Origin of the sequence: Shewanella colwelliana (assembly GCF_001735525.1) — a bacterium.
Classification (GTDB): domain Bacteria; phylum Pseudomonadota; class Gammaproteobacteria; order Enterobacterales; family Shewanellaceae; genus Shewanella; species Shewanella colwelliana.
The window spans coordinates 182,853-207,761 of record NZ_MCBT01000046.1; the positions used below are offsets into that span (position 1 = coordinate 182,853).

Annotated in this window: 24 protein-coding genes; 12 read left to right on the top strand and 12 right to left on the bottom strand. The window is 46.8% G+C overall.

Annotated elements, in window-relative coordinates:
* Positions 1–160: 160 nt before the first annotated feature.
* The gene (locus BEL05_RS16305) at positions 161–1,459 is read right to left on the bottom strand and encodes a DEAD/DEAH box helicase (protein WP_028762320.1); all 1,299 of its coding nucleotides are present in this window, start codon (positions 1,457–1,459) and stop codon (positions 161–163) included.
* A 266-nt stretch (positions 1,460–1,725) separates the two neighbouring features.
* Entirely contained in the window at positions 1,726–3,513 is a 1,788-nt protein-coding gene (locus BEL05_RS16310; protein ID WP_069671822.1) for an aminopeptidase P family protein, read from the bottom strand.
* Positions 3,514–3,697: 184 nt separating this feature from the next.
* On the opposite strand from BEL05_RS16310, the gene BEL05_RS16315 reads away from it, so the two are divergent.
* The 3 genes from BEL05_RS16315 (at position 3,698) to BEL05_RS16325 (ending at position 7,387) form a co-directional block, all read left to right on the top strand.
* Positions 3,698–4,888, top strand: coding sequence for an MFS transporter (locus tag BEL05_RS16315; protein ID WP_083250381.1), 1,191 nt, complete (start codon positions 3,698–3,700; stop codon positions 4,886–4,888).
* 176 nt (positions 4,889–5,064) lie between these two features.
* A complete protein-coding gene (locus BEL05_RS16320) occupies positions 5,065–5,835 on the top strand; it encodes an ROK family protein (RefSeq protein WP_028762317.1) in 771 nt (256 codons plus the stop codon).
* A gap of 319 nt (positions 5,836–6,154) precedes the next feature.
* Positions 6,155–7,387 (top strand): M24 family metallopeptidase, encoded by a 1,233-nt coding sequence (locus BEL05_RS16325; protein WP_394229543.1) that lies wholly within the window; start codon positions 6,155–6,157, stop codon positions 7,385–7,387.
* Positions 7,388–7,456: 69 nt separating this feature from the next.
* Here the strand turns inward: BEL05_RS16325 and bamJ are convergent, their stop codons facing one another.
* The 4 genes from bamJ to BEL05_RS16345 all read right to left on the bottom strand — a co-directional run bounded on the left by bamJ (position 7,457) and on the right by BEL05_RS16345 (position 10,695).
* Positions 7,457–7,930, bottom strand: coding sequence for a BamJ family beta-barrel-assembly machinery protein (gene bamJ / locus BEL05_RS16330; RefSeq protein WP_069671824.1), 474 nt, complete (start codon positions 7,928–7,930; stop codon positions 7,457–7,459).
* Between the two features lie 29 nt (positions 7,931–7,959).
* Entirely contained in the window at positions 7,960–8,592 is a 633-nt protein-coding gene (locus BEL05_RS16335) for a DUF1294 domain-containing protein (RefSeq protein ID WP_069671825.1), read from the bottom strand.
* A 23-nt stretch (positions 8,593–8,615) separates the two neighbouring features.
* Positions 8,616–10,064 (bottom strand): hypothetical protein, encoded by a 1,449-nt coding sequence (locus tag BEL05_RS16340; protein ID WP_069671826.1) that lies wholly within the window; start codon positions 10,062–10,064, stop codon positions 8,616–8,618.
* Between the two features lie 157 nt (positions 10,065–10,221).
* Positions 10,222–10,695: a hotdog fold domain-containing protein gene (locus BEL05_RS16345; protein ID WP_028762312.1), complete on the bottom strand. Its 474-nt coding sequence runs from the start codon at positions 10,693–10,695 to the stop codon at positions 10,222–10,224.
* Positions 10,696–10,914: 219 nt separating this feature from the next.
* Between BEL05_RS16345 and BEL05_RS16350 the strand changes: the two genes are divergently transcribed.
* Entirely contained in the window at positions 10,915–11,832 is a 918-nt protein-coding gene (locus tag BEL05_RS16350; protein ID WP_069671827.1) for a polyprenyl-phosphate transporter, read from the top strand.
* The gene (locus tag BEL05_RS16355; RefSeq protein WP_069671828.1) at positions 11,832–12,014 is read left to right on the top strand and encodes a hypothetical protein; all 183 of its coding nucleotides are present in this window, start codon (positions 11,832–11,834) and stop codon (positions 12,012–12,014) included. Before BEL05_RS16350 ends, BEL05_RS16355 begins: the two co-directional genes overlap by 1 nt.
* 42 nt (positions 12,015–12,056) lie before the next feature.
* Here BEL05_RS16355 and BEL05_RS16360 read toward each other — a convergent pair whose 3' ends face one another.
* Positions 12,057–12,401 (bottom strand): DUF3634 family protein, encoded by a 345-nt coding sequence (locus BEL05_RS16360; protein ID WP_069671829.1) that lies wholly within the window; start codon positions 12,399–12,401, stop codon positions 12,057–12,059.
* Between the two features lie 85 nt (positions 12,402–12,486).
* Between BEL05_RS16360 and BEL05_RS20945 the strand changes: the two genes are divergently transcribed.
* Together BEL05_RS20945 and BEL05_RS21085 are read left to right on the top strand one after the other, a co-directional pair.
* Positions 12,487–12,684 (top strand): hypothetical protein, encoded by a 198-nt coding sequence (locus tag BEL05_RS20945; protein WP_139151907.1) that lies wholly within the window; start codon positions 12,487–12,489, stop codon positions 12,682–12,684.
* Positions 12,685–12,884: 200 nt separating this feature from the next.
* On the top strand, positions 12,885–13,058 hold the full coding sequence (locus BEL05_RS21085) for a hypothetical protein (protein WP_175427352.1): 174 nt from the start codon (positions 12,885–12,887) through the stop codon (positions 13,056–13,058).
* Positions 13,059–13,124: 66 nt separating this feature from the next.
* Here the strand turns inward: BEL05_RS21085 and BEL05_RS16365 are convergent, their stop codons facing one another.
* The 4 genes from BEL05_RS16365 to aptA form a co-directional block, all read right to left on the bottom strand.
* A complete protein-coding gene (locus BEL05_RS16365; protein ID WP_028762308.1) occupies positions 13,125–13,847 on the bottom strand; it encodes a TorF family putative porin in 723 nt (240 codons plus the stop codon).
* A gap of 123 nt (positions 13,848–13,970) precedes the next feature.
* Positions 13,971–14,336: a cupin domain-containing protein gene (locus tag BEL05_RS16370; RefSeq protein ID WP_069671830.1), complete on the bottom strand. Its 366-nt coding sequence runs from the start codon at positions 14,334–14,336 to the stop codon at positions 13,971–13,973.
* Positions 14,337–14,412: 76 nt separating this feature from the next.
* Positions 14,413–15,903 (bottom strand): CoA-acylating methylmalonate-semialdehyde dehydrogenase, encoded by a 1,491-nt coding sequence (locus tag BEL05_RS16375; RefSeq protein WP_028762306.1) that lies wholly within the window; start codon positions 15,901–15,903, stop codon positions 14,413–14,415.
* Between the two features lie 52 nt (positions 15,904–15,955).
* The gene (aptA, locus tag BEL05_RS16380; RefSeq protein ID WP_028762305.1) at positions 15,956–17,296 is read right to left on the bottom strand and encodes an omega-aminotransferase AptA; all 1,341 of its coding nucleotides are present in this window, start codon (positions 17,294–17,296) and stop codon (positions 15,956–15,958) included.
* Between the two features lie 256 nt (positions 17,297–17,552).
* Here aptA and BEL05_RS16385 point away from each other — a divergent pair, with 256 nt between their 5' ends.
* Positions 17,553–19,052, top strand: a complete 1,500-nt coding sequence (locus tag BEL05_RS16385; RefSeq protein WP_069671831.1) for an aldehyde dehydrogenase — start codon at positions 17,553–17,555, stop codon at positions 19,050–19,052.
* Between the two features lie 204 nt (positions 19,053–19,256).
* Positions 19,257–20,144 carry a sulfurtransferase gene (locus tag BEL05_RS16390; RefSeq protein ID WP_069671832.1) on the top strand — a complete coding sequence of 296 codons (888 nt, stop codon included), beginning with the start codon at positions 19,257–19,259 and terminating at the stop codon, positions 20,142–20,144.
* A gap of 49 nt (positions 20,145–20,193) precedes the next feature.
* On the opposite strand, the gene BEL05_RS16395 is transcribed toward BEL05_RS16390, so the two are convergent.
* On the bottom strand, positions 20,194–21,501 hold the full coding sequence (locus tag BEL05_RS16395; protein WP_069671833.1) for an NAD(P)/FAD-dependent oxidoreductase: 1,308 nt from the start codon (positions 21,499–21,501) through the stop codon (positions 20,194–20,196).
* A gap of 182 nt (positions 21,502–21,683) precedes the next feature.
* Here BEL05_RS16395 and BEL05_RS16400 point away from each other — a divergent pair, with 182 nt between their 5' ends.
* The 3 genes from BEL05_RS16400 (at position 21,684) to BEL05_RS16410 (ending at position 24,772) form a co-directional block, all read left to right on the top strand.
* Positions 21,684–22,232 carry a cupin domain-containing protein gene (locus BEL05_RS16400; RefSeq protein WP_028762303.1) on the top strand — a complete coding sequence of 183 codons (549 nt, stop codon included), beginning with the start codon at positions 21,684–21,686 and terminating at the stop codon, positions 22,230–22,232.
* A gap of 424 nt (positions 22,233–22,656) precedes the next feature.
* Positions 22,657–23,418, top strand: a complete 762-nt coding sequence (locus tag BEL05_RS16405) for a gamma-glutamyl-gamma-aminobutyrate hydrolase family protein (RefSeq protein ID WP_028762302.1) — start codon at positions 22,657–22,659, stop codon at positions 23,416–23,418.
* Between the two features lie 4 nt (positions 23,419–23,422).
* The gene (locus BEL05_RS16410; RefSeq protein WP_069671834.1) at positions 23,423–24,772 is read left to right on the top strand and encodes a glutamine synthetase family protein; all 1,350 of its coding nucleotides are present in this window, start codon (positions 23,423–23,425) and stop codon (positions 24,770–24,772) included.
* Positions 24,773–24,909 lie beyond the last annotated feature (137 nt).

Sequence of the window (24,909 nt, forward strand, 5' to 3'; positions counted from 1 at the left end):
TGATTATTCCTATTTATTGAGATCGATTGTTCTTGAAAAAGAACAGACCCGCTGACGCCTTGGTTACTTTCACAGCGACAAATAAATAATCGTTATGCATAAAAAAGGCACAGTTAAGTGCCTTATTTGATTGTTAAATAATTCTATGACCGTACGTCGATTATTTTTGCTTCTTTATTTTCGCGTTAGATGAGTTTTTCACTTTAACCCGGCGACCCGTCATGTTCTTCTCTGCGACCACTTGAGCGCCTACATTATCACTGCGCTGCTGCTTCTTAGCAAAACTGCGACGCTTCTGCAGTTGCTTGATCAATAGCTCACGGCTGCCCACTTCGTAGCCAGCAATGGTGATGCGACGTAGTTTATTGCCGATCAGTTTTTCGATATCGGCTAAGGTGCGCTCCTCTTCACGACTGACTAAAGAGATGGCGACACCGCTACGCCCAGCACGACCGGTACGGCCAATACGGTGCACATAATCTTCGGCAAGGAAAGGTAGGTCATAGTTGACCACATATTCAAGCTCAGGAATATCAAGACCACGTGCAGCGACTTCGGTTGCAACCAGTGCGCGTACCTTACCCTCTTTAAACTCACGTAGGGCGCGGCGACGATTGCCTTGGGCTTTTTCACTGTGCACTACGGCTGACGGAATACCGTCGAGATTGAGCTCTTTAACGAGCGTATCGGCTGCTTCTCGGGTGGCGGTAAACACCAATACTTGTTTCCAGTTTTTCTTACCGATTAGCTCAGATAAGAGTTCACGCTTACGACGTTGCTCAACCGGATAAACCACTTGGCTCACGGTGACTGCCGTGGTGTTTTGGCCGTCAACGCTGATCAGCTTAGGTTTAACCAGCATCTCATTGGCAAGCTGTTTGACCGACGATGAGAAGGTCGCAGAAAACAGCATATTTTGACGCTTGCTATTAACGGCTTGCAGAATTTTTTGAATATCAGCGATGAAACCCATGTCTAGCATACGGTCTGCTTCATCGAGCACTAAAAAGTCGACGTTAGACAGGTTGAGGTTACAGGCGGTTAGATGCTCTAACAGGCGACCAGGTGTCGCCACTATGATGTCGGCGCCCTTTTTTAGTTTCTGTGCTTGAGTGTCCATCTTGACACCCCCATAGATAGTTAGCACTGAAATAGGCAGATAGCGGCTGTACTCTTGGATATTGTCAGCAACCTGCGCGGCTAACTCACGCGTAGGAGCCAGGATAAGTGCACGGGCGTTAGAGCGTTGGGTTTCAACTGGGTTGTCGACCATTTTTTGTAAAATAGGTAGTGCGAATGCGGCGGTTTTACCCGTTCCCGTTTGCGCGCTAGCAAGGATATCTTGGCCACGACGGATAGCTGGAATCGACTGCTGCTGAATAGGCGTCATTTTTTGATAACCGCAATCAGAGATGGCGCGCAAAATCTCGGGAGCAAAACTAAAAGATTCAAATCTCATTGGGATATCCTATTTACCTATTACAAAAATAACGCTTAATGTCGCTTAGCCGCAACGGAACCCGATCCGTAACACAAGCTACTACAGCCTAAATGGCGGCCGCGGAGTATAGCAAACATTTTTGCTTAAAACCTGCACTTTCGCATTAATGCCCATTCATTAGAGTGAGTTTGATCCTAAAGGATCGGCGGCGATCGCACCTATGCTAAATTATCTTAGTGCAATAAAAATGGCGCCACGAAGGCGCCATTTTTAGGTGGGTGGGCTTAAATGGCCAAGGTGGCCTTGTTCAACCACGCTAGCTCCTCTCCCTGCATCAGCGGTGACAAGGTTTGCTGTACCCGCTGGTGGTATGCGTTTAGCCAATCAACCTCTGCTGTAGTCAACAGTGATTTGTCGATGAGGCGCGAATCGATTGGAATAAGCGTTAAGGCATGAAACTCATAGATTTCTCGCTCTGCGCCCGCCAAGGCCTGGCAATGCTGCACTGCGACTAAGTTTTCAATTCTGATGCCAAACTCGTTAGCACGGTAGTAACCCGGCTCATTGGATACCACCATTCCAGGTAGTAGCGGGACATCGTTACTGTTTTTAGCGATGCGTTGCGGGCCCTCATGCACACTAAGGAAGTGGCCGACCCCATGTCCGGTGCCATGATCATAATCAAAGCCATGTTGCCACAGGTATTGACGGGCAAACCCATCGAGTTGCTGGCCTGTTGTGCCTTTAGGGAAGCGGGCTTGATCGAGTGCAATATGGCCTTTTAACACCAAGGTGACCATTTTTCGCTGCTCGTCGGTGACCTTGCCGATGGCGATGGTACGGGTGACATCTGTGGTGCCATCTAAATACTGCGCACCGGAGTCAACTAAGTAGATGCTGTCCATCTGCATCATTGCTGGAGTGCCATTATTGTGGTTGTAGTGACACATTGCCGCATTGGCGCCCGCGGCAGAGATGGTGTCAAAGCTGGGCTCTTTATAGATAGGGTCGGCTAAGCGGAAGCTCTCTAACTTGTCAGCGAGTGCGCCTTCATCATAAAGGCGTCCAGCGGCAACCTCTTTGTCTAACCATGCGAGGAAGCGGCTTACGGCAACACCGTCGCGAATATGACAAGCCATCATTCCCGCTAGCTCATGGCTATTCTTCTGAGCTTTTGGCAGCGCGACAGGGTCTTGGCCTGTGATCAGATGAGCACCATGAGATTGTGCGGTGAGTTGCAACCACGCGTTTGAGGCGTTGGGATCGGCGAGTAGTTTGACGCCCTCTAGTTCGCTTAATATGACGGCAAGCGACGCCTCGGAGCGGACCGTCACGCCGCTGCCGACATGGGCGTCGAAGCCATCAGGTATCTTAGCTAAATCGGTAAACAGCACCATATCGCCGTTGGCATGCAGCAATGCAGCACCGAGCACAACGGGTAGTCGGGGGACATCACTGCCGCGAATATTCAGTAGCCAGCAGCAGGAGTCCAGCGCGGTTATTAGCGCACAATCTGCACCGGCGGCTTTGATCCGGGTTCCAATGGCCTGACGTTTTGTAAGGCTGGATTCGCCGGCGCTCTGCTCACTAAAGAGGGTGATTTGTGCTGTTGATGCTGGCGGACGTTGCTCCCAGTGCAGATCGATAGGATTAGCACTCACGGCAACTAATTCTATGTTGGCACGCGCGAGCTGTTGCGCAGCTTTTGTGTGCCAACTGAACGGGTGCAAACGAGGGTCATAACCGATACGGGTATTGGCACCGAGCTGGTCAATCAACCACTCAATTTGCGGTGTCTCGGTGAGGCTCTCATATTCAAACAACTCGCCGTCGACTTGTTGCTGTACCTGGACTGTGTAGCGTCCATCGATAAAAATGGCGGCCCGTGTTTTTAACACAATCGCCATGCCAGCGGAGCCCGTAAAATCGGTAAGCCAATGCAGTCTTTCGTTACGCGCTGGCACATACTCGCCTAAGTATTCGTCCGCACGGGGAACAATAAATGCGTCTAGATTGGCGGTTTGCATCTCTGCGCGCACGGCGGCAAGGCGATTAGCGATTGAGGTAGTCATACTGGCTCCTGTTATTACCAATAAGGTTTGGTATCGGGCTTTATCAAAAGAGGCGCATAGAATATCACAGTCGGTAGGCGCCATGGCAAGGGATCTGTAGCCTTGAAGATTGAATCAGTTTATCTTGGTACCACGATTTGATTAGGCGGCGTGATAGCAGATGGAGCGGGGATTAAGAAAAGGGATGCCGAGTAATGTTTGGGTATTAACGCTTGCGCAAGCCTTTGCGATGAGTGCGACGCCGATGATGATGCTGCTCGGTGGCTTGATAGGTGTAGAGCTTGCGCCAAGCCCAGTCTTAGCGACACTGCCCATTGCCTCTATGGTGATTGGGGTGGCGCTGTCAGTGATCCCTGTCAGTCGTGCTATGCGTCGATTTGGTCGAAAGCCGATTTTTATTTTTGGCGCATTTCTCGGGGCTTGTTCAGGATTAGTCGCCGCCTGCGCCACTCACTTTCATTGGTTTATCTTGTTTTGCTTCAGTGGATTTATGCTAGGGGCCGCGGGCGCTATTGTGCAGCAATATCGCTTTGCGGCGATGGAGTCAGTCGATGCAATCGATGGGGCAAAGGCAGCGTCTAGAGTGCTGGTCGGTGGTTTGGTGGCCGCATTTGTCGGACCAGAATTGGCGGTATTGGGCAGTGAGTTGATCACCACCCCTTATGTGGGGGCATTTCTGTTTTTGACCTTGGTCTGTTTGCTAGCCGCCGTGACCTTGAGTTTCTACCAAGAAGCGGATGGGCTCGTGGTTTCTTCTGATCCGACAACGCAAGGTGATGGACGAGGCATGGGCCTTATTTTAGCTCAACCTATGTTGTGGGTAGCAATTGGTGCGGCGACTTTGGGTTATGCCATGATGAGCTTTGTGATGACAGCCACGCCGCTGCATATGCATCATATGGAGCATCACTCACTTGCCGACACTAAATGGGTGATTCAGAGCCATATTATTGCGATGTATTTTCCATCACTGTTTAGTGGTTATTTAACGGCTAAATATGGCCCATCCAAGATGATGTTAGCGGGGTTGTTGGCTTATGGTGTCACTATCGCTATTGCGTTGATGGGCAGGGAGCTACTTAATTATTGGCTAGCCTTGGTGTTACTGGGGATTGGCTGGAACTTCCTGTTTGTGGCAGGTACGGTTTTGCTGCCGCAGTATTATTGTTCTCAAGAGCGTTTTAAGGTGCAGTCTTTTAATGACTCGTTTGTCTTTGGGGCGCAGGCGATGGCCTCGCTAAGTGCGGGTTGGGTGCTGCACGCACTTGGGTGGGAGGTCATGCTACTTAGCTGTATACCATTGATTGCTGTGTTGCTGTGTTTAATGGCTTGGGGGCGGATGTCGCTGCCTAAAACGGTTAAACGAGGCGTCTAACTGGACGATTGGCAACAATGCATACCCACCGCGCATGAATCTGTGGTTTAAATGTAATCAAAGCAATGTGTTAGTGTGACTTTTTATAGCATCATAACTGTTATTGTGTGGTAATATTTTTGTTTCAATAGTTGCGAGTTATCACGGCGCAAGGACGATTGTCATCGGAGCAAGTTATGCAATCATTAACCATAGATATTGGCGGTACCACAGCCCTATTTGAGATAGTGCAGCAGGGGCGGACAGAGCAGTATAAGATTGCAACGGGTGAGCATTTTACGGTTGATGACCTCAATCAGCAGATCGCTGATTTAGAATCAGACTATGGTCTTAGCGATTACGCACTTGGTGTTGCTGTGCCTGGGTTAGTTAAAGGTAATCAGCTGGTGTCTTGTAAAATATCACCAAAGCTCAATGGTTTATCTATCGATAAGATTATTAGCCGTGCCGCAAAGGTGGGTATTTATAACGATATTGATGCGGGCATGCTGGCTATCTGTGATGTTAAAAATGATTGTGAATTGCTGTTAACCAGTGGCATGGGGATCGGCATGGCGATTGCGATTAAGGGACAGCTGTTTACGGGCGCGGCTGGAATGGCTGGCGAACTCGGCCATTGCCGCGTGATGACTGAAGCGGGCGAATATAGCGTTGAGCAGTTAGCTAGCGGTGAGTCGATTCGATTAAGAGGATTAAAGACGCCGCAAGATCTATACCGTGCTGGCAGCTATTTGGGCATGGGCTTGGCTTGGGCCGTTAATCTGTTTAATCCTAACCGTATATGGTTGGCGGGGCAGATGATAAATAATCCTGACTACCACAAAGGCTGCATCGATACCTTAAAACAACTCGCGCTAACTGCACCAATGACAGAGGTGAAAATTGCTCGTGTCGATGATATGGAAACCTTAGTTTGTCGTGGACTACAAGTGTTACTAAGGCAGTAGACGTTGCTTGCTATGATTGAGGGTGATTTGCCCCTTTCGCTGTTTTTCTCGTCTCAGTACTGATACCAATCAGTATAAAGGTGTGGTCACTCAGGGATAGAACTTGCTGAGTCGATCACTTTCTTATACTGATAGGTATAACCCCCTGTTTGTATCGCATCTGCTTTTAGCCGAGTTCAGCTACCTCATTAGAAAATTTCCGATAAGTTTATACTGATTTTTTGTATATTTTATGCTAAAAAGTCTGGCTACAATCTTGAACTCCCGCGGCAATGTGGCCTACTGTTGGCCTTTGCTGCGCAAATTATAAAGGTGTGTTATGACAGAGATGAGCAGTGGTGCATTTGGTATTGGTGGCTCAACGCCAGCACAAGAGCTAGCAAAGCTTAGCGATATGACTGAGGGCGTTGTCGGCATCAATAAAGATGAGTTTTCTGCCCGTGTCGAAAAAGCGCAGCAGCTTATGCGTGATCAAGGGTTAGCGGCTATTTACATTAATGCAGGCACTAATCTCTATTACTTTACTGGCACACGCTGGTATGCCAGTGAACGTATGGTTGGCGCCATTATTCCTGCAAACGGTGCCGTGGAATATATTGCGCCTGCCTTTGAAGTCGACACCCTTAAAGGTTTTATGGTGATTGATGGCAAGGTCAATACTTGGCATGAAGATGAGAGCCCTTACCAGTTGTTTGGTCAAGTGCTTAGCAACATGGGCATCGACAACGGTAAAGTGGGCATCGATGAATCAGCAGCTTTCTTTATTTTTGATGGCGTACGTCAAGCCGCGCCAAGTTTTGAATATGTGAATGCAAAAAGCGTGACCGCTGAGTGCCGTATGATTAAGTCGGCAACTGAGTTGAGTCTGCTGCAGCGGGCTAAAGATATGACCCTTGAGGTGCACAAAGCGGCGGCGCGCATTCTACACGTTGGGATCTCGGTTGCTGAAGTGGAAGACTTTATTAATCAGGCGCACAAAGCGGTGGGGATTCCTGCTGGGTCCTATTTCTGTATTGTGCTATTTGGTGAAGACAGTGCTTACCCTCATGGTGTGAAGTCGCCTAAGGCGTTAGAGCTCAATGATACCGTGTTGATTGATACCGGCTGTCAGCTTCATGGGTATAACTCAGACATTACCCGTACTTATGTCTTTGGTCGTCCAAGTGAGCGTCAGCGTCAGTTGTGGCAACTAGAGCAAGACGCCCAAATTGCGGCATTTGAAGCGGCAAAAGTAGGTGCTACCTGTGCCAGTGTCGATAGAGCGGCGCGCGATGTGCTAGAGGCGGCTGGCTTTGGTCCAGGATACGATGTTCCGGGTTTACCTCATCGCACAGGTCACGGTATTGGTTTAGATATCCACGAATGGCCCTATTTGGTGCTTAACGATAAGACGCCACTGGCACCTGGCATGTGTTTTAGTAATGAGCCTATGTTGTGTGTACCGGGAGAGTTTGGCGTGCGTCATGAAGATCACTTCTATATGACCGAAAACGGCCCCGTTTGGTTTACCGCGCCCGCTCACTCAATCGATAACCCATTTGGTTACGAGTGATCAGGCTGTGGGCCTTAGTGACTAAAAAAAAACGCGCCAGTCGGCGCGTTTTTTTTGATTGCGATAGCATTACTTATCTATGCTGATTAGCTCTACATCAAAAATCAGTACTGAGCCGCCAGTGATCTTGCCAGTACTGCGATTGCCATAGGCAAGTTGGCTTGGAATAAAGAAACGGGTCTTTTCGCCCACCACCATTAGCTGTACGCCTTCGGTCCAACCTTTAATGACGCGGTTGAGTGGAAAGGCGATAGGCTCACCGCGCTCAACTGAGCTGTCAAACACTGTGCCGTCAATTAAGGTGCCATGGTAATGGACGGTAACAGTATCGGTCGCTTTAGGATGTTCAGTACCGTCACCCTTTGCCAACACTTGATATTGTAGACCCGTTAAGGTTTCAACCACACCAGGTTTGTTTTTGTTATCGGCTAAGAATTGCTGACCCATCTCAATATTCTCTTTGGCCGCTTTTTGGTTATTCATGCTGGTGTAAAAGTAAAACAGCACCCCAGCAATGACGACGACCGCTAATATCATTCTCATAATTAATTCATTTAGTTAAAATTGATGAGTCATGATACCCAATCTATCAGGCTAAAACTACTGAGATAGCCTTGATAGGTAAGCCATATCAATATTGCGCTGTTAATCATGACTGCCAGCCATAGACCGATGCGAAAACTCCTCTTCTGCGATTTATGGCGCAGAGTTTGCTGCGCCAGCAGTGCCCCTGGCCAGCCACCTAATAGCGACAATATTTGCAAACTTCGTTCACTGATACGTCGCCGGTTTAACTGCGCCGCCCGCTTATCGATGGCAAAGGTTGTAAAGGCGGTAAGGCTTAAGACTAAAAAGTAGTACAGCGCATCGACAGGGAGAGACTGCATCAGGTAGCCGCTAATTAAGCCAACAAAGAATGTTGTTACTATGATTAACCTGAATGTGAGTGGTATTGCTGACGTCGATGATGGTCTTGTTTTTTTGGATAATGGTGTCCCATGTTTATCGACTATGGTGGCACAGCGTCGCCCTTGCTTATCTTTACTTGGCGTGAAATAGACAACTTGGCCGCTGAGTGGCGGAGCGCTTTTGATGCCAAAACTGCTGATATGAACAAATAGGGCATCAGTGCCACCAAGGGGCCGGACGAAACCAAACCCCTTATCTTTGTTCCAATCTGTGATTGCTCCTTTAAATACCTTCAAGCTCGTTCCCAAGGATAAAAAGTCTAAAAGTAATCGATCTCGACTTCATAGAGCAAGGCATCATCGTCGTAGGAGTCATATTTAGCGAAAATTGCAAACTTATCTCGATAGATATCAACGGCGTCGAAGTTGTCGGTGGCATCTGTGTATTGAGCCAATAACCCCTGCTTGATCGTTGGGATCGCTAACGCATTAACTTCCTCGCGAAATTGTTTGTCGGAGATTGCTTGGAATACACCTTGGCTCAGTTTGGTTTTACGTAATTGTTCATCGTCAAATTGTAGTTGGAGCAGATTACCAATGATCCACCACTCACCTGAGCCAGAGATGGCAAGTTTGGTCATGTGGGGGAACTGTTGCTGAAATTGAGTAAGGAGTGGACGTTTGCCCTGGTATTGCGGGGCTAAATGAGTCATTAGCCAATCTTTTTGGGCTGGATTTAATCGATCCGTCTGTGGTTGTTTAACTGAATGACTTTGTGCTTCACTCAAGGTAAAGCCGGTCAATAAAGATTGTGGATCGCTAGCGCTGTCTGGGTGGAAAGTTTCAAAGGTCAATGTGAGTTGGTTGCCCTTGCCAGTCAGCGTCAGAGTGTCGTCTGTGCGACGGGTTATCCATCTATCGAGTTGCTTGTCGGCGTCCAAACGGCTGGCTTTTTGTGGTAATAAGTTCTGCACCGACCATCGCGTGTCATCAAATCCATCACGGAACTCAATAAGGTTTCGCCCATAGGCAGTTAATAGATCTGATTCACTACTGATATTAATGAGTGTGGATGATTGAAATACCAACCAGATGTGCCTGCCATATCCCCAGATGGTGTGATGATTTTGTGCGGGGATCTCTATACTTGCGGGTCCAAGTAATGCTAACACCTGCGCTTTACTCATTCCTAGCTGCGCGCCATAGACGCCTGTTTCTAGCGAGACTGCCGCTGGTGGCAAGTCAATGCTAGCTGCCAGGTTTGCTGCTGATTTTATCTCTGGTACCTCGAAGGTATATTCAAACTCAATACGTTGCAGTTTGTAGCCATCGTGGCTAAATGGGGCGGCCTCTGCACTGAAGGTTTTATCGTCGGCACATTGGGTAAAAAGCTGTGCTTGTAGATGGGTACGCAGTTGAGAGATTTTTATCTCTTTTCTGTCGCTATGGGCAGAAAGGGGACTGGTTTTACTGGAGTTGATGACGGAGTTTCTCACATCGATAAGTAAAATGGTGTCGGCACCGCGCTCATCGGCTATTTGGCGTAGTCGTTCGAGCGCATCTTTAAAGGCTTGGCTTTGTTCTGGTTTTTGGGGGGCTTGGTATTTAGAACTGGTAATGGATAAGCTGACTGGGCGGATAGTTTGTGCAATACAGTTAGGTTTGTAATCGACAATTTCTGCAGCCATAACATTGCTGTGGCTGAACAGAGTAAAAAGTAAGCTGACAGCAATCGATAGAGATAACGGGGCGAAAGGTGAACGATCCATGTGATACATCCTTGAGTCCAAATTAATATCAATTTCAGCGATCGCTACATTAATGTCAACAAATTTAATATGTTGAGATTTTTAAGCGTGGTGGTTATTGCGGGTAGGGCTATATCAGTCATGGCTCCAGCTAGAGGAGCCATGGCTTGAGAGTCGACTATTTTGCAGGTTTAGCAGAGATCCAAAGTTTAATATGGCCTTTCACCACGATCACATTATTGTCGTCATAGGCGGTAACGGGAACCAGTAAGTCGCCTTCAACCCACTGCTCTGGCGTCACTTCAGCAACACAGCGAATGTCGCTACCCGCTTTGGCGGTATAATCGACACTCATCCCTTTGGGGATCCAGCGTAGATGAGAGGGAATAGAGGCTTCAGCCATGACGCCCATCGCCATCTCTAAGCCGTTACAGATAGCAATAACATGTACGGTCTGAATATGGTTGTGTACCGCTTTACGCTTTTTGATAAAGCATTGGCAGTAGTTGGGACGAAGCTCGGTGATGAGCGGACGTATGGTGCCAAAATAGGGGGCCATACGTGACACCATAATGGAGAAAATCTTCTGCCCAAATGGCAATCGAGTGACCTTGTTGTATAACGCCATCACCTTGGTTGGTTTTTGTTGCATAGACTCGCCTGTAGGTCTGTTCTGGTCGGATGAGTCGATAGATTAGCCTAATAACAACTGGTTAACAATGGTGTGTTTTTCTGTCAGCTGAGATTGCTGGGGAAAAGGCATAAGGTAAATGAAGCAAAGTTCATTTACCTATATGGCACCAGCATAGGTATAATCGACCGCTATTAACATCGTAATGGCGGTGTGGGATCTATTTAATAAGGAATTTGAGTGAAATACCTGCTGACTTACTTAAAAGGCATGGCGATGGGCGCTGCGGATGTGGTTCCAGGCGTATCGGGCGGCACAATCGCGTTTATTACGGGGATTTTAGATACCTTACTTGAGAGTATTGCACGCATTAACCCGCGTTTGATTGGCGTTGTCAAAGAGAAGGGCGTTAAGGCGGCATTTGAGCATATCAACGGGCCATTCTTAGTTGCCGTCTTTGGCGGCATCTTAACCAGTATCTTCACCTTGGCTAAGTTGATCACCTATCTGCTGGCTAGCTATCCCATTCCTGTATGGTCATTCTTTTTTGGACTGATAATTATCTCCGTCATTCATATGTTGAAGCAAGTGCAGGGTTTTTCCTTGGTGAGATTGCTCTTGTTTGGCGCAGGTGTTGCCTTTGCATGGGTCATTACGGTGTTAAATCCTATAGCGCTGGAAATGACCTATCTTAATGTGTTTATCGGCGGCAGTATTGCTATTTGTGCCATGTTACTGCCTGGTATTTCCGGTAGTTTCATTTTGCTATTGCTTGGCTTATATACCTCGGTACTCAGTGCGGCGAAGAGCTTTGATATTCTCATTCTAGCGATATTTGCCTCGGGCTGTGTGTTCGGTTTATTGACTTTTAGTCACCTGTTATCGGCGTTGCTACGCCGCTATCACGATGCCACGCTTATCTTTCTCACCGGACTCATGTTGGGGACTTTGGGTAAAATTTGGCCATGGAAACAGGTACTGACTTGGCGAGAAAACTCGGCTGGCAACTTAGTGCCTTTGATGGAGCAAAACTTGTCGCCAATGCAGTTTGAGCAGTTTACTGGTCAGCCTGCGCATCTTGCCTGGGCCATTGCTTCGATGGTGGCTGGGATTGGATTGGTGTGGGGATTAGAGCATTTTGCAGGGAGAAAAAGTTAATGAAAAAACTATTACTTCTTGGGCTATTAGGCCTGAGTGCTTGCGCTAATATCAACCATATTGACGTTAGTTTAGAAGAGGAGCCACAAACTGATCCGCTGCAAGTTAAAGACCCTATGGCCACCGATAATCAACGTATTATTGATGATGCTCGCCGTGAGGGGGGACTCAATAACGGCTAGAGCTTGGTCTTGAAAGTAGGCGGCAGTGCGCCGCCTATCTGTTTAGCCTGTCTGTTTAGAATTATCGACCTGCTTCTTGTCGTAGTACTCAAAGGGAAATTGATTGCGGATTCGCTGAGTAATGGTGTCACTCACGTTCGCAGAAACATGCAAGCGCACGTTACCGACTTTTTCTGCTCGCACCACACAAGTGAGTTTTTCAGTCTTGGCGATAGCACGACACTCTCGCTCAAAACGTTCGGGGATCTTGCCTTTATGTTGGGTCATTCTTCCCTCTTTAAAGTGCATTTCAAATAGGGTTAAGCCTTTCTTGCCGCTAAAAATCAGTTTGTAAGCCGCAAACAATCCAATAAGAATAAAAAGTGTTTTTAAGATGGTGGCAGTCATTGAATTTCCTTATTTTGCTCTTTTAAACTCAAGATACTCTTGGTAGGTTTTTTTTCCTAGTAGTTATACCTATCAGTATAAAGATTTGCGTGCTCAGCGAGGTTTTAGCGCTTATGAAGCTGGCTCCTTTGTGCTTGCATCGCCATATCGTCGTGCATTAACGGTATTAACGGTATTAACGGCATTAACTCGATCCACGTTTATTGCAACGAGTGAGCGCGTAATGAGTCTAGATTTAAGCGTTGCTAACGCAACTCCTGCAGCACTATCACTCGGCTCTTAGGAGGGGTCTGCCTCAGAGATGAACCCATTGACCCGAGAATACCCATTGCTGCATCTGTTCGCCTTGAATGAGTTTGCCAAACAACACACTGATCACAGTCATCTCTCATATTGAGTCGTTTTTGCCCTATTGCAGGATCTTTATGCTATATATACAGAAGCTGTTGTAAGGGATGACTTAACTAAATTAAGGAAGATGCTATGTACCTATCTAATGCCCAGCGCTGGGCAAAACTGTGTGAAGAGCAAGCTAAGATTATTGAAAACCTCTCAAATACCTTCCCGCAGCGTCAAGCACAACATAAAGAGCTGGGTTATTGTTGGCGAAACCTCGCCGATAAAGTACGCAGTGGCGAAAGCCCTAAGGTTTTGTAATGAAACAATAAAAAACCGCCAAAGGCGGTTTTTTTGTATCGATAATAACGATGGGAACGGGATAGCTTAGAAAGCGTATGAAGCCGATACTAAGAAAGTGCTATCGTTACGGAAGCTACCTTCATCGAACTGGTATTCGCTGTCGATGTTATTATCTAACCAAGCTGCAGATAAACCAACGCCTGCAATTTCTGTTGAAACACCGATAGAGTAGTCAACATAGGTACCCATATCATCTTCTGGTGCATCACCAAAGTTATAGCCAGCATGGAGGTCTAAACTCCAATTTTCAGCAAATTCCCATGAGTAGTTGAGCTCGGTGTAATGGTAATCAAGGTCACTTCCGCCGTAGTCATTGGTATACCAATATGCAGCATGGAAATCTGCAAAGTAGAAACCTATGGTACCTTCTAGGTAATCTTGAGATACATCATCGCCTGGATAAGTGTAATAAAGTAGGGTGACGTCATATTCTACTTCTTCACCGATAGCACCAGCGTAGCCAGCATAAAAATCAACTTCTATGTTGGCGCCGTTTTCATCTTCAGGATCATCAAAATCAACGTTACTTCCCCAAGCTCCGACGAAAAATCCGCTTTCCATGCTGTAATCGATACCAGCTTGTACGGCAAAATCGCCTGCTGACTGTGATACACCGCGGAAGCGATAGTCATTTGTTACACCAATCTCGCCAGATACTTCTGCTTGAGCAATAGGGGCCATTAGCGCTGTTGCTAAGGTTAGTCCCACGACTTGGGCAATCCGTTTTTTATTAAATTTTTTATACACGGTGTTTTCTCCATTTCACTTTGTTGACATAAGTCCATTTAAACCAATAAATGGACTTAGTTAAGCCAAACAACAGCCTTTTAATGCTGAGACATCATGGCGCTTACTCAAACTCGAACAGGGTTACTTTTGTTCAAATATGACGTAAATTTTTCTGCATGCTTGAGTGATTTTCCAAACCCCTGAAAAGCCTGCGGGTATCACGAAACGATCGCCTTTTTTTACCGTGACACTCTGACCTTGTTGATCGGTTATCTCGCTTTCACCGGCCAGGATTTCGCAATATTCATGTTCGGTATAGTGTATTTTCCAGCTGCCTATTTCACCTTGCCACACACCCGCATGAAACTGGTTGCATGGACTAGAGTAGTGATTATCTATTTGCTGCTTGGGATCACCGCTAAGCACCTTCTCCTTGGCGACATCATAAAACTCTGTCTCAACTGCGTGTTGGCTAAAGTTAACAATGCTGTTGACGGTAATGCTCATTTTTTCTCCAAACATTATAGGCTTAACATATACGGGTGCAGCGATAACTGCACCTGTTTTGTTAAGGTTAAAATCATTATTTCATTGTCGGCATGACAAATTCGGCCTGGGCGTCTTTGGGCTTAGGCCAACGTGCAGTGATCGCTTTACGCTTAGTGTAAAAACGCACTCCATCAGGTCCATGCATATGTAGCGGACCGAACAGTGAGCGCTTCCAGCCACCAAAGCTATGAAATGCCATTGGCACGGGGATCGGTACGTTAACCCCAACCATCCCCACCTGCACGTGATGACAGAAGTGGCGTGCAGCTTCACCACTTTGAGTAAAGATGGCCGTGCCATTACCAAATTCATGGTCATTGATTAGTTGGAGGGCTTCTGCATAGTCTTTAACACGCACAATGGCGAGCACCGGCCCAAAGATCTCCTCTTTGTAAATCGTCATATCAGGGGTCACGTGATCAAACAAACTGCCACCTAAGAAATACCCTTGCTCATGGTCCGTTACACTGAGTTGACGTCCGTCGGCCAGTAGCGTAGCGCCTTCGGCAACACCTTGGTCGACATAGCTGCGGACTTTCGCTAGGTGCTGAGCTGAAATGAGTGGCCCCATATCCATATCGGCTTCAAGGCCATTGCCCACACGAAGCGCTTCAATTTGTGGCAGCAGTTTTTCGACTAACGCATCGCCTGCATCACCAACAGCCAATACTACTGAGATAGCCATGCAGCGTTCACCAGCACTGCCATAAGCGGCACCCATCAGTGCGCCGACAGCTTGATCAAGGTCGGCATCAGGCATCAATAGCATATGGTTTTTAGCACCACCAAGGGCTTGAACACGCTTGCCATGCTTGGATGCTGTTTCGTAGATATATTCGGCAATAGGGGTTGAACCCACAAAGCTAACCGCTTGAATATCTTTATGACTAAGTAGGGTATCAACGGCTTCTTTATCACCATTAACCACGTTAAAGACGCCATCAGGTAGTCCTGCTTCGGTGAGCAGTTCGGCCATACGCATCACAGAGCTAGGATCTTTCTCTGAGGGTTTCATAATAAAGGTGTTGCCCGCAGCGATAGCAATAGGGAACATCCACATCGGTACCATGACAGGGAAATTAAACGGGGCAATACCGGCAACGACACCTAAAGACTGGTTAAGTGTCCAGGCATCAACACCACCACCCACTTGTTCGGTATGCTCTCCCTTTAAAAGATGAGGGATACCGCAGGCAAATTCGACCACTTCAAGTCCGCGGATGATTTCACCTTTGGCATCATCGAGTACTTTACCGTGCTCACGGGTGATAAGGGCGGCTAACTCATCCATGTTGGCTTCGACGAGCGCCTTAAACTTGAAAAGCACGCGCGAACGATTAAGCGGGGTCATCTGTGACCAGCTTGCGTGAGCTTTCTTAGCCAGTTCAATTGCGCCAGCCACATCTGCTGCACTCGCCAAGGATACGTCAGCTTTGTGTTCGCCCGTTGCTGGTTCATACACTGCGCTGCAGCGCTCGCTCTTTTGGGTGTGTTGTCCGTTTATATAATGGTTTATCTGCTGCATAGCGCTAAAATTCCTGCAAAGTTTCAATTAGGTTTAAGGTAAAAATCAGTCGTTAGCCTACGCTTTTTATCGCGTCACTTAGGGTGTTAACAATGTGGTCAATCTGTTGTCTATCAACGATAAGTGGTGGCGATATGGCGATAATGTCGCCAGTGGCACGCACTAAAGTGCCATTTTTGAAACAGGTTTCAAAAATACCAAATCCACGTTTGCCAACCCCTTTGTCGCTGGGGGCAAACTGAATACCAGCCACTAAACCTGTGTTACGAATATCGATAAGGTTAGGTAGGCCTTTCAAGCTATGAACTGCTTGTTCGAAATAGCCTTCGAGTGAGCGGCTGCGTTCAAACAGCTTTTCCTCTTCATAGATGTCTAGTGTGGCTAATGCCGCGGCGGCAGCGACTGGGTGCCCAGAATAGGTGTAACCATGAAACAGTTCGATTGCTCCTTCCGGTGCATCCATACTGGCATCATAAATCCCATCATCGATGAGTACCGCACCCATAGGAATAGTGCCGTTGTTGAGAGCTTTTGCTGTGGTGATCATGTCTGGTTTCACATCCCAGCGTTGGCTAGCAAAGGCATCACCGACACGACCAAATCCAGTGATCACTTCATCAAAGATGAGCAAGATGCCATGTTTCTTGGTGATCTCTCTAAGGCGCTTAAGGTAACCCTGAGGTGGTAAAATAACCCCAGCCGATCCCGACATGGGTTCAACAATCACGGCGGCAATATTTTCTGCACCGTGCAGCGTGACTAACTGTTCTAACACATCAGCTTTCTCTGCACCTGTTTCAGGTAAACCTTTGCAAAAAGCATTGGTGTTGATGTCTAGCGTGTGGGGAAGATGATCGACACCTTGAAGTAACTGTTGGCTGAAGGTGCGACGGTTGCCACCAATACCACCAACAGAGATGCCGCCGAACCCAACACCGTGATAGCCTAACTCTCTACCGATGAAGCGGGTACGAGTGGCTTCACCGCGGGCACGATGGTAGTTAAGGGCAATTTTAAGGGCGGTATCAACCGATTCAGACCCTGAGTTGGTAAAAAACACCTTATTAATGCCTTCAGGGGCAATAGCCGCGAGGCGTTGGGCTAATTCAAATGCTAATGGGTGACCCATTTGAAAAGAGGGCGCGTAGTCCATTTCATGGATCTGTTTGCTGACCGCTTCAGAGATTGCCTTACGTCCATGGCCAGCATTACAGCACCACAAACCCGCAGTGGCATCTAGGACTGGACGGCCATCGACATCTTTGTAGTACATGCCTTCGGCTTGAGCTAATAATCTAGGATTTTGTTTAAATTGTCTGTTGGCGGTAAAAGGCATCCAATAGTGATCGAGTGATACTGCTTGGCTCTGCCCTGCTTTCTTGAAATCTTCCATATCATCTACCCTGGTCCGAATTAGTTGTTGTTTTTTTGAGTGGTTGATATTTGCTATGCTATGTCAGAAATAATGAACATGAAAGTCTTTTGTTCATTATTTATAGCAAAAAATAACTTTTTGTAAAAAATATTGAAATAAGGCTGGAGAAAAGCGTAATCTAACGGCAAGCGTTTTCCACTTATCCTAAACAACTATGGTGTTGAAAAGGCGTTCGACTAACATTATGTAATTTATCACCCGTTAAGAGGTCAGAATGAGTACTCCAGAAAATCGTGAACAATGGCAGCAGATGGCAGATTCATTGTCGATCAATGGTCAGGCATTTATCGATGGCGAATATTGTGCAGCGGCATCATCCGATACCTTTGACTGCATCAGTCCTGTGGACGGCAAGGTGCTGGTAAAGGTGGCTAGCTGTAATGAAGCCGATGCCAACATTGCTGTAGCCAATGCGCGGGAAGTATTCGATAGGGGTGATTGGTCGCAGATGCCACCCGTTAAACGAAAGCAGGTGATGATACGGTTTGCCGAGCTGCTTGAAGCGAATATGGACGAACTTGCACTGCTTGAAACGTTAGATATGGGCAAGCCTATTCGTTATTCACGTACGGTAGATGTCGCGGGTGCGGCGCGAGCGATCCGCTGGTCAGGGGAAGCTGTCGATAAGATTTATGACGAGATTGCACCTACGGCTCATAATGAGATTGGCATGATAACCCGTGAAGCGGTAGGCGTAGTGGCCGCTATTGTGCCGTGGAACTTTCCGTTGCTCATGGCATGTTGGAAGTTAGGGCCAGCCTTAGCCACGGGTAACTCTGTGGTGTTAAAACCCTCTGAAAAGTCGCCACTCACCGCAATACGCATGGCGCAAATTGCGCTTGAGGCGGGTTTGCCAAAAGGCGTGCTAAACGTACTTCCAGGTTTTGGACATACCGTGGGTAAGGCATTAGCCCTGCATATGGATGTCGACACATTAGTTTTCACTGGATCCACCAAAATCGCTAAGCAGCTAATGATTTATGCGGGTGAGTCCAATATGAAGCGAGTGTGGCTTGAGGCGGGCGGTAAGAGCCCTAATATTGTCTTTAATGATGCGCCTGATCTGCAAAAAGCGGCCATTGCGGCGGCGTCTGCGATTGCATTTAACCAAGGTGAGGTGTGTACCGCAGGCTCAAGACTCTTGGTGGAGTCAGGCGTTAAGGATGAACTGATTCGTTTAATCGAAGCTGAGATGCAGGCTTGGCAGCCAGGCCATCCACTAGACCCTGAGACAACCTGTGGCGCTGTCGTTGACCAACAGCAGTTAGATAATGTGCTGCGTTATATCCGCTCAGGTGTTGCCGAAGGGGCCAAGCTGGTTCAAGGTGGTGAGCAGGTGATGACTGCGACGGGTGGTGTTTATGTTGCGCCGACTATCTTTGCTAATGTTAAAAATGAGATGACCATTGCCAAAGAGGAGATCTTTGGGCCTGTCCTCTCTGTTATTACCTTTGATGGCATGGATGAGGCGATTCGTATTGGTAACGACACTATCTATGGCTTAGCCGCGGGTGTTTGGACTTCTGATATCAATAAAGCCCATAAAACGGCCAAGGCGCTGCGCAGCGGTATGGTATGGATTAACCATTACGATGGCGGTGATATGACCGCACCATTTGGTGGCTATAAACAATCGGGTAATGGCCGTGATAAATCGCTACATGCTTTTGATAAGTATACTGAAATAAAGGCGACTTGGATTGTGTTAGATTAATCTTTCGGTAACCAAACCGCTTCAATTAAAGCCCTTCAGCTTACGCTGTAGGGCTTTTTTATTTACCTGTCGGTTAGGGCATATAGGTCCAGTGAAATCGTGGTAGTGCATATTTTACTTGTAGATAACAAGGTTATTCGTTTATGTTGCGCAAAGTGATTGAGTTTTGAATATTGATTGGCGCGAGCCAGTTGGGAGTCAGTTATGGAATATCCTTTGGTCAGCACGGCCTGGCTTGAAGCCAATCTATTTGAAGCAAATCTGATTGTTTTAGATGCCAGTATGCAATCGGTTGTGGGTAAAGAGCCGATTGTTTATGACGAGTTTGTGGCGATTCCGCGCGCCCAGCAATTTGATCTAGAAAAGGTATTTTGTGATCTGACCTCAAGTCAAATTCATGCAATGCCCACCGATGTGCAGTTCAATCAAGCGATAGCCACCTTTGGTATTGATAGCGATAGTACTGTTGTTATCTACGATAACCAAGGGATCTACTCATCACCCAGAGCATGGTGGATGTTTAAAGCTATGGGGTTTGAGCGGGTGTTTGTACTTGACGGTGGATTGCCTCAATGGTTGAGTGAAGCGCGTATGACCGTAGATTCATATCATCAACCTGAGCAAGATAGACTGGGTGATTTTCATGGCCAATATCATAGTGAACTCGTGTGTGATACGGCTCATCTATTAGCCCTGTTTGATGATGAGCATGTGCAAGTGTTCGATGCTCGAGGAGCACAACGTTTCTCTGGTGAAATGGCGGAGCCTAGACCCAATGTACGCAGTGGTCATATACCCGGTTCGGTTAATTTGCCGTTTGCACAGGTGCTCAACGGGCATCGGCTTAAGGAGCGCACTGAGCTTGTTAAGCTGTTTGATGGATTAGAGGGCAATGACGAGCAGCAGCGTATTTTTAGCTGTGGCTCAGGTATCACGGCCTGTATTTTAATTCTTGCCTCAGTGGCTGCAGGCCACCACCGAGCGGTATTATATGATGGTTCTTGGGCTGAGTGGGGCAGTAATCATCAGTTGCCAATTAGTCCAGCCGCACTCAAATCGGATCGCAGTGATAGTGGTAATACCGTGAACTGAGAGCTAAAGCGCGTCATAAGGGAGCCTAAGGGCTCCTTTTTTATGGCGGTTAAAATAGGTCTTTAAATCTATGGTACAACATGCCTGCAGCCAACATAGGTGACCTAAATGTTGGACCACCTGGAAAGGTCATGTGGGGGATTTTAGCAAAGATATCGAAACGTTCAGCTTGGGCTGTTAGTGCTTCAGCAATGAGCTTTGCTGACATATGAGTGGCATTGACACCGTGCCCTGCATAGGCCTGCGCATACAGAATATTGGGGCAATCTGGTAGGCGTCCAAGTTGCGGTAAGCGATTAGCGCCAATGCCTATCATGCCACCCCATTGGTAGTCGATTCTCACTCCTTTTAATTGGGGAAATACCTTTTCTAAATTAGGTCTGAGTGCCGCTTCAATGTTTTTAGGATCTTTTCCTGAATAGGTGCATAGACCGCCAAAGAGCAATCGGTTGTCTTGGGATAGGTGGAAATAATCGAGGTCGATGCGGAGATCGGCAAAAGCCATATTTTGTGGAATTATTGCATCGCATTGGGCTTGAGTCAGCGGCTCTGTTGCAAGCAGGTAACTGCCTGCGGGAAGCACTTTCCCACCGACGTAGCTGTCGAGTTTATGGCCAATATAGGCATTCCCCGCTAACACGACGTACTGGCAATCGACGACACCTTTGTCGGTGATAACTTGCGGTTTGTCACCCTTTACTATCTTGGTGGCGGCGCTGTATTCAAATATCTGCACCCCAAGTGAGCGTGCAACCTGCGCTTCACCTAGCGCTAAGTTTAGTGGATGCAGGTGACCACTGTTCATGTCAACTAATGCACCGCTGTATACCGATGAGCCGATAACCTCACTCACATCTCGCTGTTGTAGCAGTTTAAAACCCTCGCCACGTCCTTGCGCTAGCATCTGCTCGTAGTCAGCGCTAAGTTCCTCCATATGACGTGGTTTGATGGCAAGGTCGCAATAGCCCATTTTCAGGTTACAGTCTATGTTGTGCGTTTTAACTCGGTCGCGTACTATCTGCACCGCCTCAAAGCCCATTTCGTGGATAGCGTTTACGCCATAGTGACCAATCTCATCACGAAACTGGTCAACATTATGACCAATTCCTCTAATAAGCTCACCGCCATTACGTCCAGATGCTCCCCAACCAATACGTTTAGCTTCGAGTAGTGCGACGCTAAATCCCTTTTGAGCGAGTTCTATGGCGGTGTTAATGCCACTAAAGCCACCACCGACCACACAGACATCGACCTTAATGTGCTCAGTCAGTTGGGGCGCTTCATGCAAAGCATTTGCTGTGGCGTAGTAATAGGAGTCAGGATAGTTATTGCTGTGAACGGGGCTTTTACTGGACATCATGGCTCCAAAATCGGCATTTTTTATCGTTATTCGACTAAATTGGCTTGAGTGCAGTATACTTTGCGCTTGGGTTAGTTATACTTCACACCTGTTGATTATATTTAACATGCTTTTTTGTGTGAGACAAACTAGTATGTTAAATAATTTCTACATAAGTTCGTTTAGAAGAGGGTCTTTTTTTGGATATAGGCGCAAATCTCAAAGCTGTACGTAAAATGAAAGGTTTATCGCAACGAGAATTGGCAAAAAGAGCTGGTGTGACTAATAGCACGATCTCAATGATCGAAAAAAACAGTGTCAGCCCTTCGGTGAGTTCCCTAAAAAAAGTATTGTCTGGACTACCTATGTCCTTGGTGGATTTCTTCTCCATTGAAGATAATGAGCCTAGCGAGCCAAAGGTGGTTTACCGTGCTGGAGAGTTATTGGATATTGGTGATGGCAATCTAGATTACAAGTTAATTGGACGAGATTACCCTAACCGCGCAATGTCTGTGATGAATGAAGTTTATCCACCTGGTTCTGATACTGGCGAAGAGATGCTTCAGCACGAAGGCGAGGAAGCCGCCATGGTGATTGAAGGTAAGATAGAGATCACCGTGGGTGGAGAGGTATTTGTGCTTGAAGAGGGTGATAGCTATTACTTTAATAGTGAACAGCCACACCGTTTTCGCAACCCTTTTGAGGCACCTTGCCGAATCGTTAGTGCGACCACACCTGCAAACTTCTAATCTTGTCTTTCCTTACTAGGCGTTAATTGACGCCTAGGAACCCCTTTGTTTTTATTCCTCAAAACCTCGTGATCACCGCGTGACCCTCGGCTTTTCTTTGGGTTTATCTTTCCTTATTAGTGTAAATAATATCGCGCAAACCATAGTGAATATGGCTGGGCTTCCGATAACGTAACCTTGGGAGCGATGTCACATACTCACGGCTTAATGTCGCATGCGTTTATGCTGCCTATAAAAGCTGTTTCGTTATTAACTTCTGTTTAATAAGACTTTTATTGTTACCCATAAAGTATTGTATATTTTGTTGGTGAACACCTATTGCCTAGTGATATTTTTCAGTGTAGTGTGTGAAAAAATGAACGCTTTGTTACATGGTGTTCATTTATCTATAACTATAAGAATGAAGCAACAACACAGGTGAACTATGTCCGAGGAAGGACTCGCAGTGATTGGCGTGACAGCGTGTAATCAACAACTAGGTTTGCATCCGTTTAATATTGTTGGTGAAAAATACCTTCTCAGTATTGCAGATGCGACTAACGCATGGCCTTTGGTTATTCCCGCCTTAGGGCATTGTCCTGCAGAGACCATTCTTCCTCGTCTGGACGGTATCTTATTTACCGGGTCCCCATCAAATATCGAACCTCATCATTATGATGGCCCGACGAGCGACGTTGATACCCTGCATGATCCTAAGCGCGATGCGACAAATTTACCTCTATTACGTGCGGCAATTGATGCCGGTGTGCCTGTTTTGGCGATTTGTAGAGGCTTTCAAGAGATGAATGTCGTTTATGGCGGCACTTTGCATCAAAAATTACATGAAGTGGATGGCCTAATAGAACACAGGGAAGATAGAACTGCTTCAGTAGATATTCAATATGGCTTATCTCATGAGATCAAGATAGAACCTGGAGGATTGCTCCACGAGGCGTGGGGCCGCAATTTAGCAGAGGTGAACTCTGTACACACTCAAGGTGTCGACCGTTTGGGTGTTGGATTGCGGCCAGAAGCTTACGCCTTGGACGGACTCATCGAGGCTTTTTCGGTCAAAAATGCTAAGAATTTTGCGTTAGGTGTTCAATTTCATCCTGAATGGAAGGTACTCGATAACGCCTTTTACCGCGCCATTTTTAGTGCATTCAATACGGCGTGCCAAGTGCGCGCATCGAAACGAACGAGATAAACACATGAAGAAGTTAATCAGTTATTTAAAAGAAAATAAGATCACCGAAGTCGAGTGTGTCATCAGTGATATGACAGGTATTGCTCGCGGCAAAATCGCTCCAGTGGGTAAATTTATTGATGAAAAAGGCATGCGTTTACCAGAGAGTGTGTTGCTGCAAACGGTAACCGGTGATTATGTTGATGGCGACGTCTACGATTCATTGCTGGACAAAGCTGATATCGATTTTGAGTGTGTCCCTGACGAAAATGCCATATATATGTTGCCCTGGTGCGTTGAGGCAACCGCGCAGGTTATCCATGATACTTATGACAAGATGGGTAATCCCATTGAACTCTCGCCACGTAATCTATTAAAGAAAGTGTTAAAGCTTTATGACGCAAAGGGGTGGAAGCCCGTCGTTGCGCCTGAGATGGAGTTTTATCTCACTAAACCCAACGAAGATCCGGACATTCCATTAAGTCCGCCCATTGGTCGCAGTGGTCGAAGAGAGTCTGGCCGTCAATCTTTCTCTATTGATGCCGCCAATGAATATGATCCGCTATTTGAAGATATGTATGACTGGTGCGAAGCCCAAGGGTTAGATATTGATACCTTGATCCACGAAGAGGGCACGGCACAGATGGAGATTAACTTCAGCCATGGTGATGCTCTGTCGCTTGCTGATCAAGTATTTGTTTTTAAACGCACCCTACGTGAAGCGGCGTTAAAGCATAATGTGTGTGCCACCTTCATGGCAAAACCTGTGACTGCAGAACCTGGCAGTTCGATGCATATTCATCAAAGTGTGGTTGATGCAAAATCAGGTCAAAATGTGTTTACTAACGAAGATGGCACGATGAGTGCTAAGTTTTTAAGTTATATCGGTGGCTTACAAAGGTACATTCCTGAATTGTTGCCATTGATGGCGCCTAACGTGAACTCATTTAGACGGTTTTTACCCGGGACATCAGCGCCAGTGAATTTAGAGTGGGGTGATGAAAACCGGACATGTGGTTTGCGTATTCCTGAATCATCACCACAAAACCGTCGCATTGAAAACCGTATTGCAGGCGCCGATGCCAATAGTTATTTAGCGATAGCTGCGACCCTGTTGTGTGGCTATATGGGGATGGTTGAAGACGTAAAGCCTTCAACACCTGTGCAGGGCCGTGCCAATGAGAATCGTCAAGGTAACAGCCTACCTTTAACACTAGAAGAAGCCTTGGCAGTGATGTCAGAGAGTTCTGCTGTGCGTGAATATTTAGGCGAAACGTTTACCAATGGCTATATTGCGGTTAAACAGGCGGATTTAGAAAATTATCGACGTGTGATTAGTTCGTGGGAACGAGAGTTCTTATTGCTTACAGTTTAGTTGGTTACTGCACTTTTATGGTGCGACAACCTAATCATTTTAGGGCGTGTAGGATAATATTTCACGAGTGATGATTGAGCTGTAACTAAAGTGTTTTATAGTTTTAAATTCATCTTGAACGGGAAAGTATTCAGTTT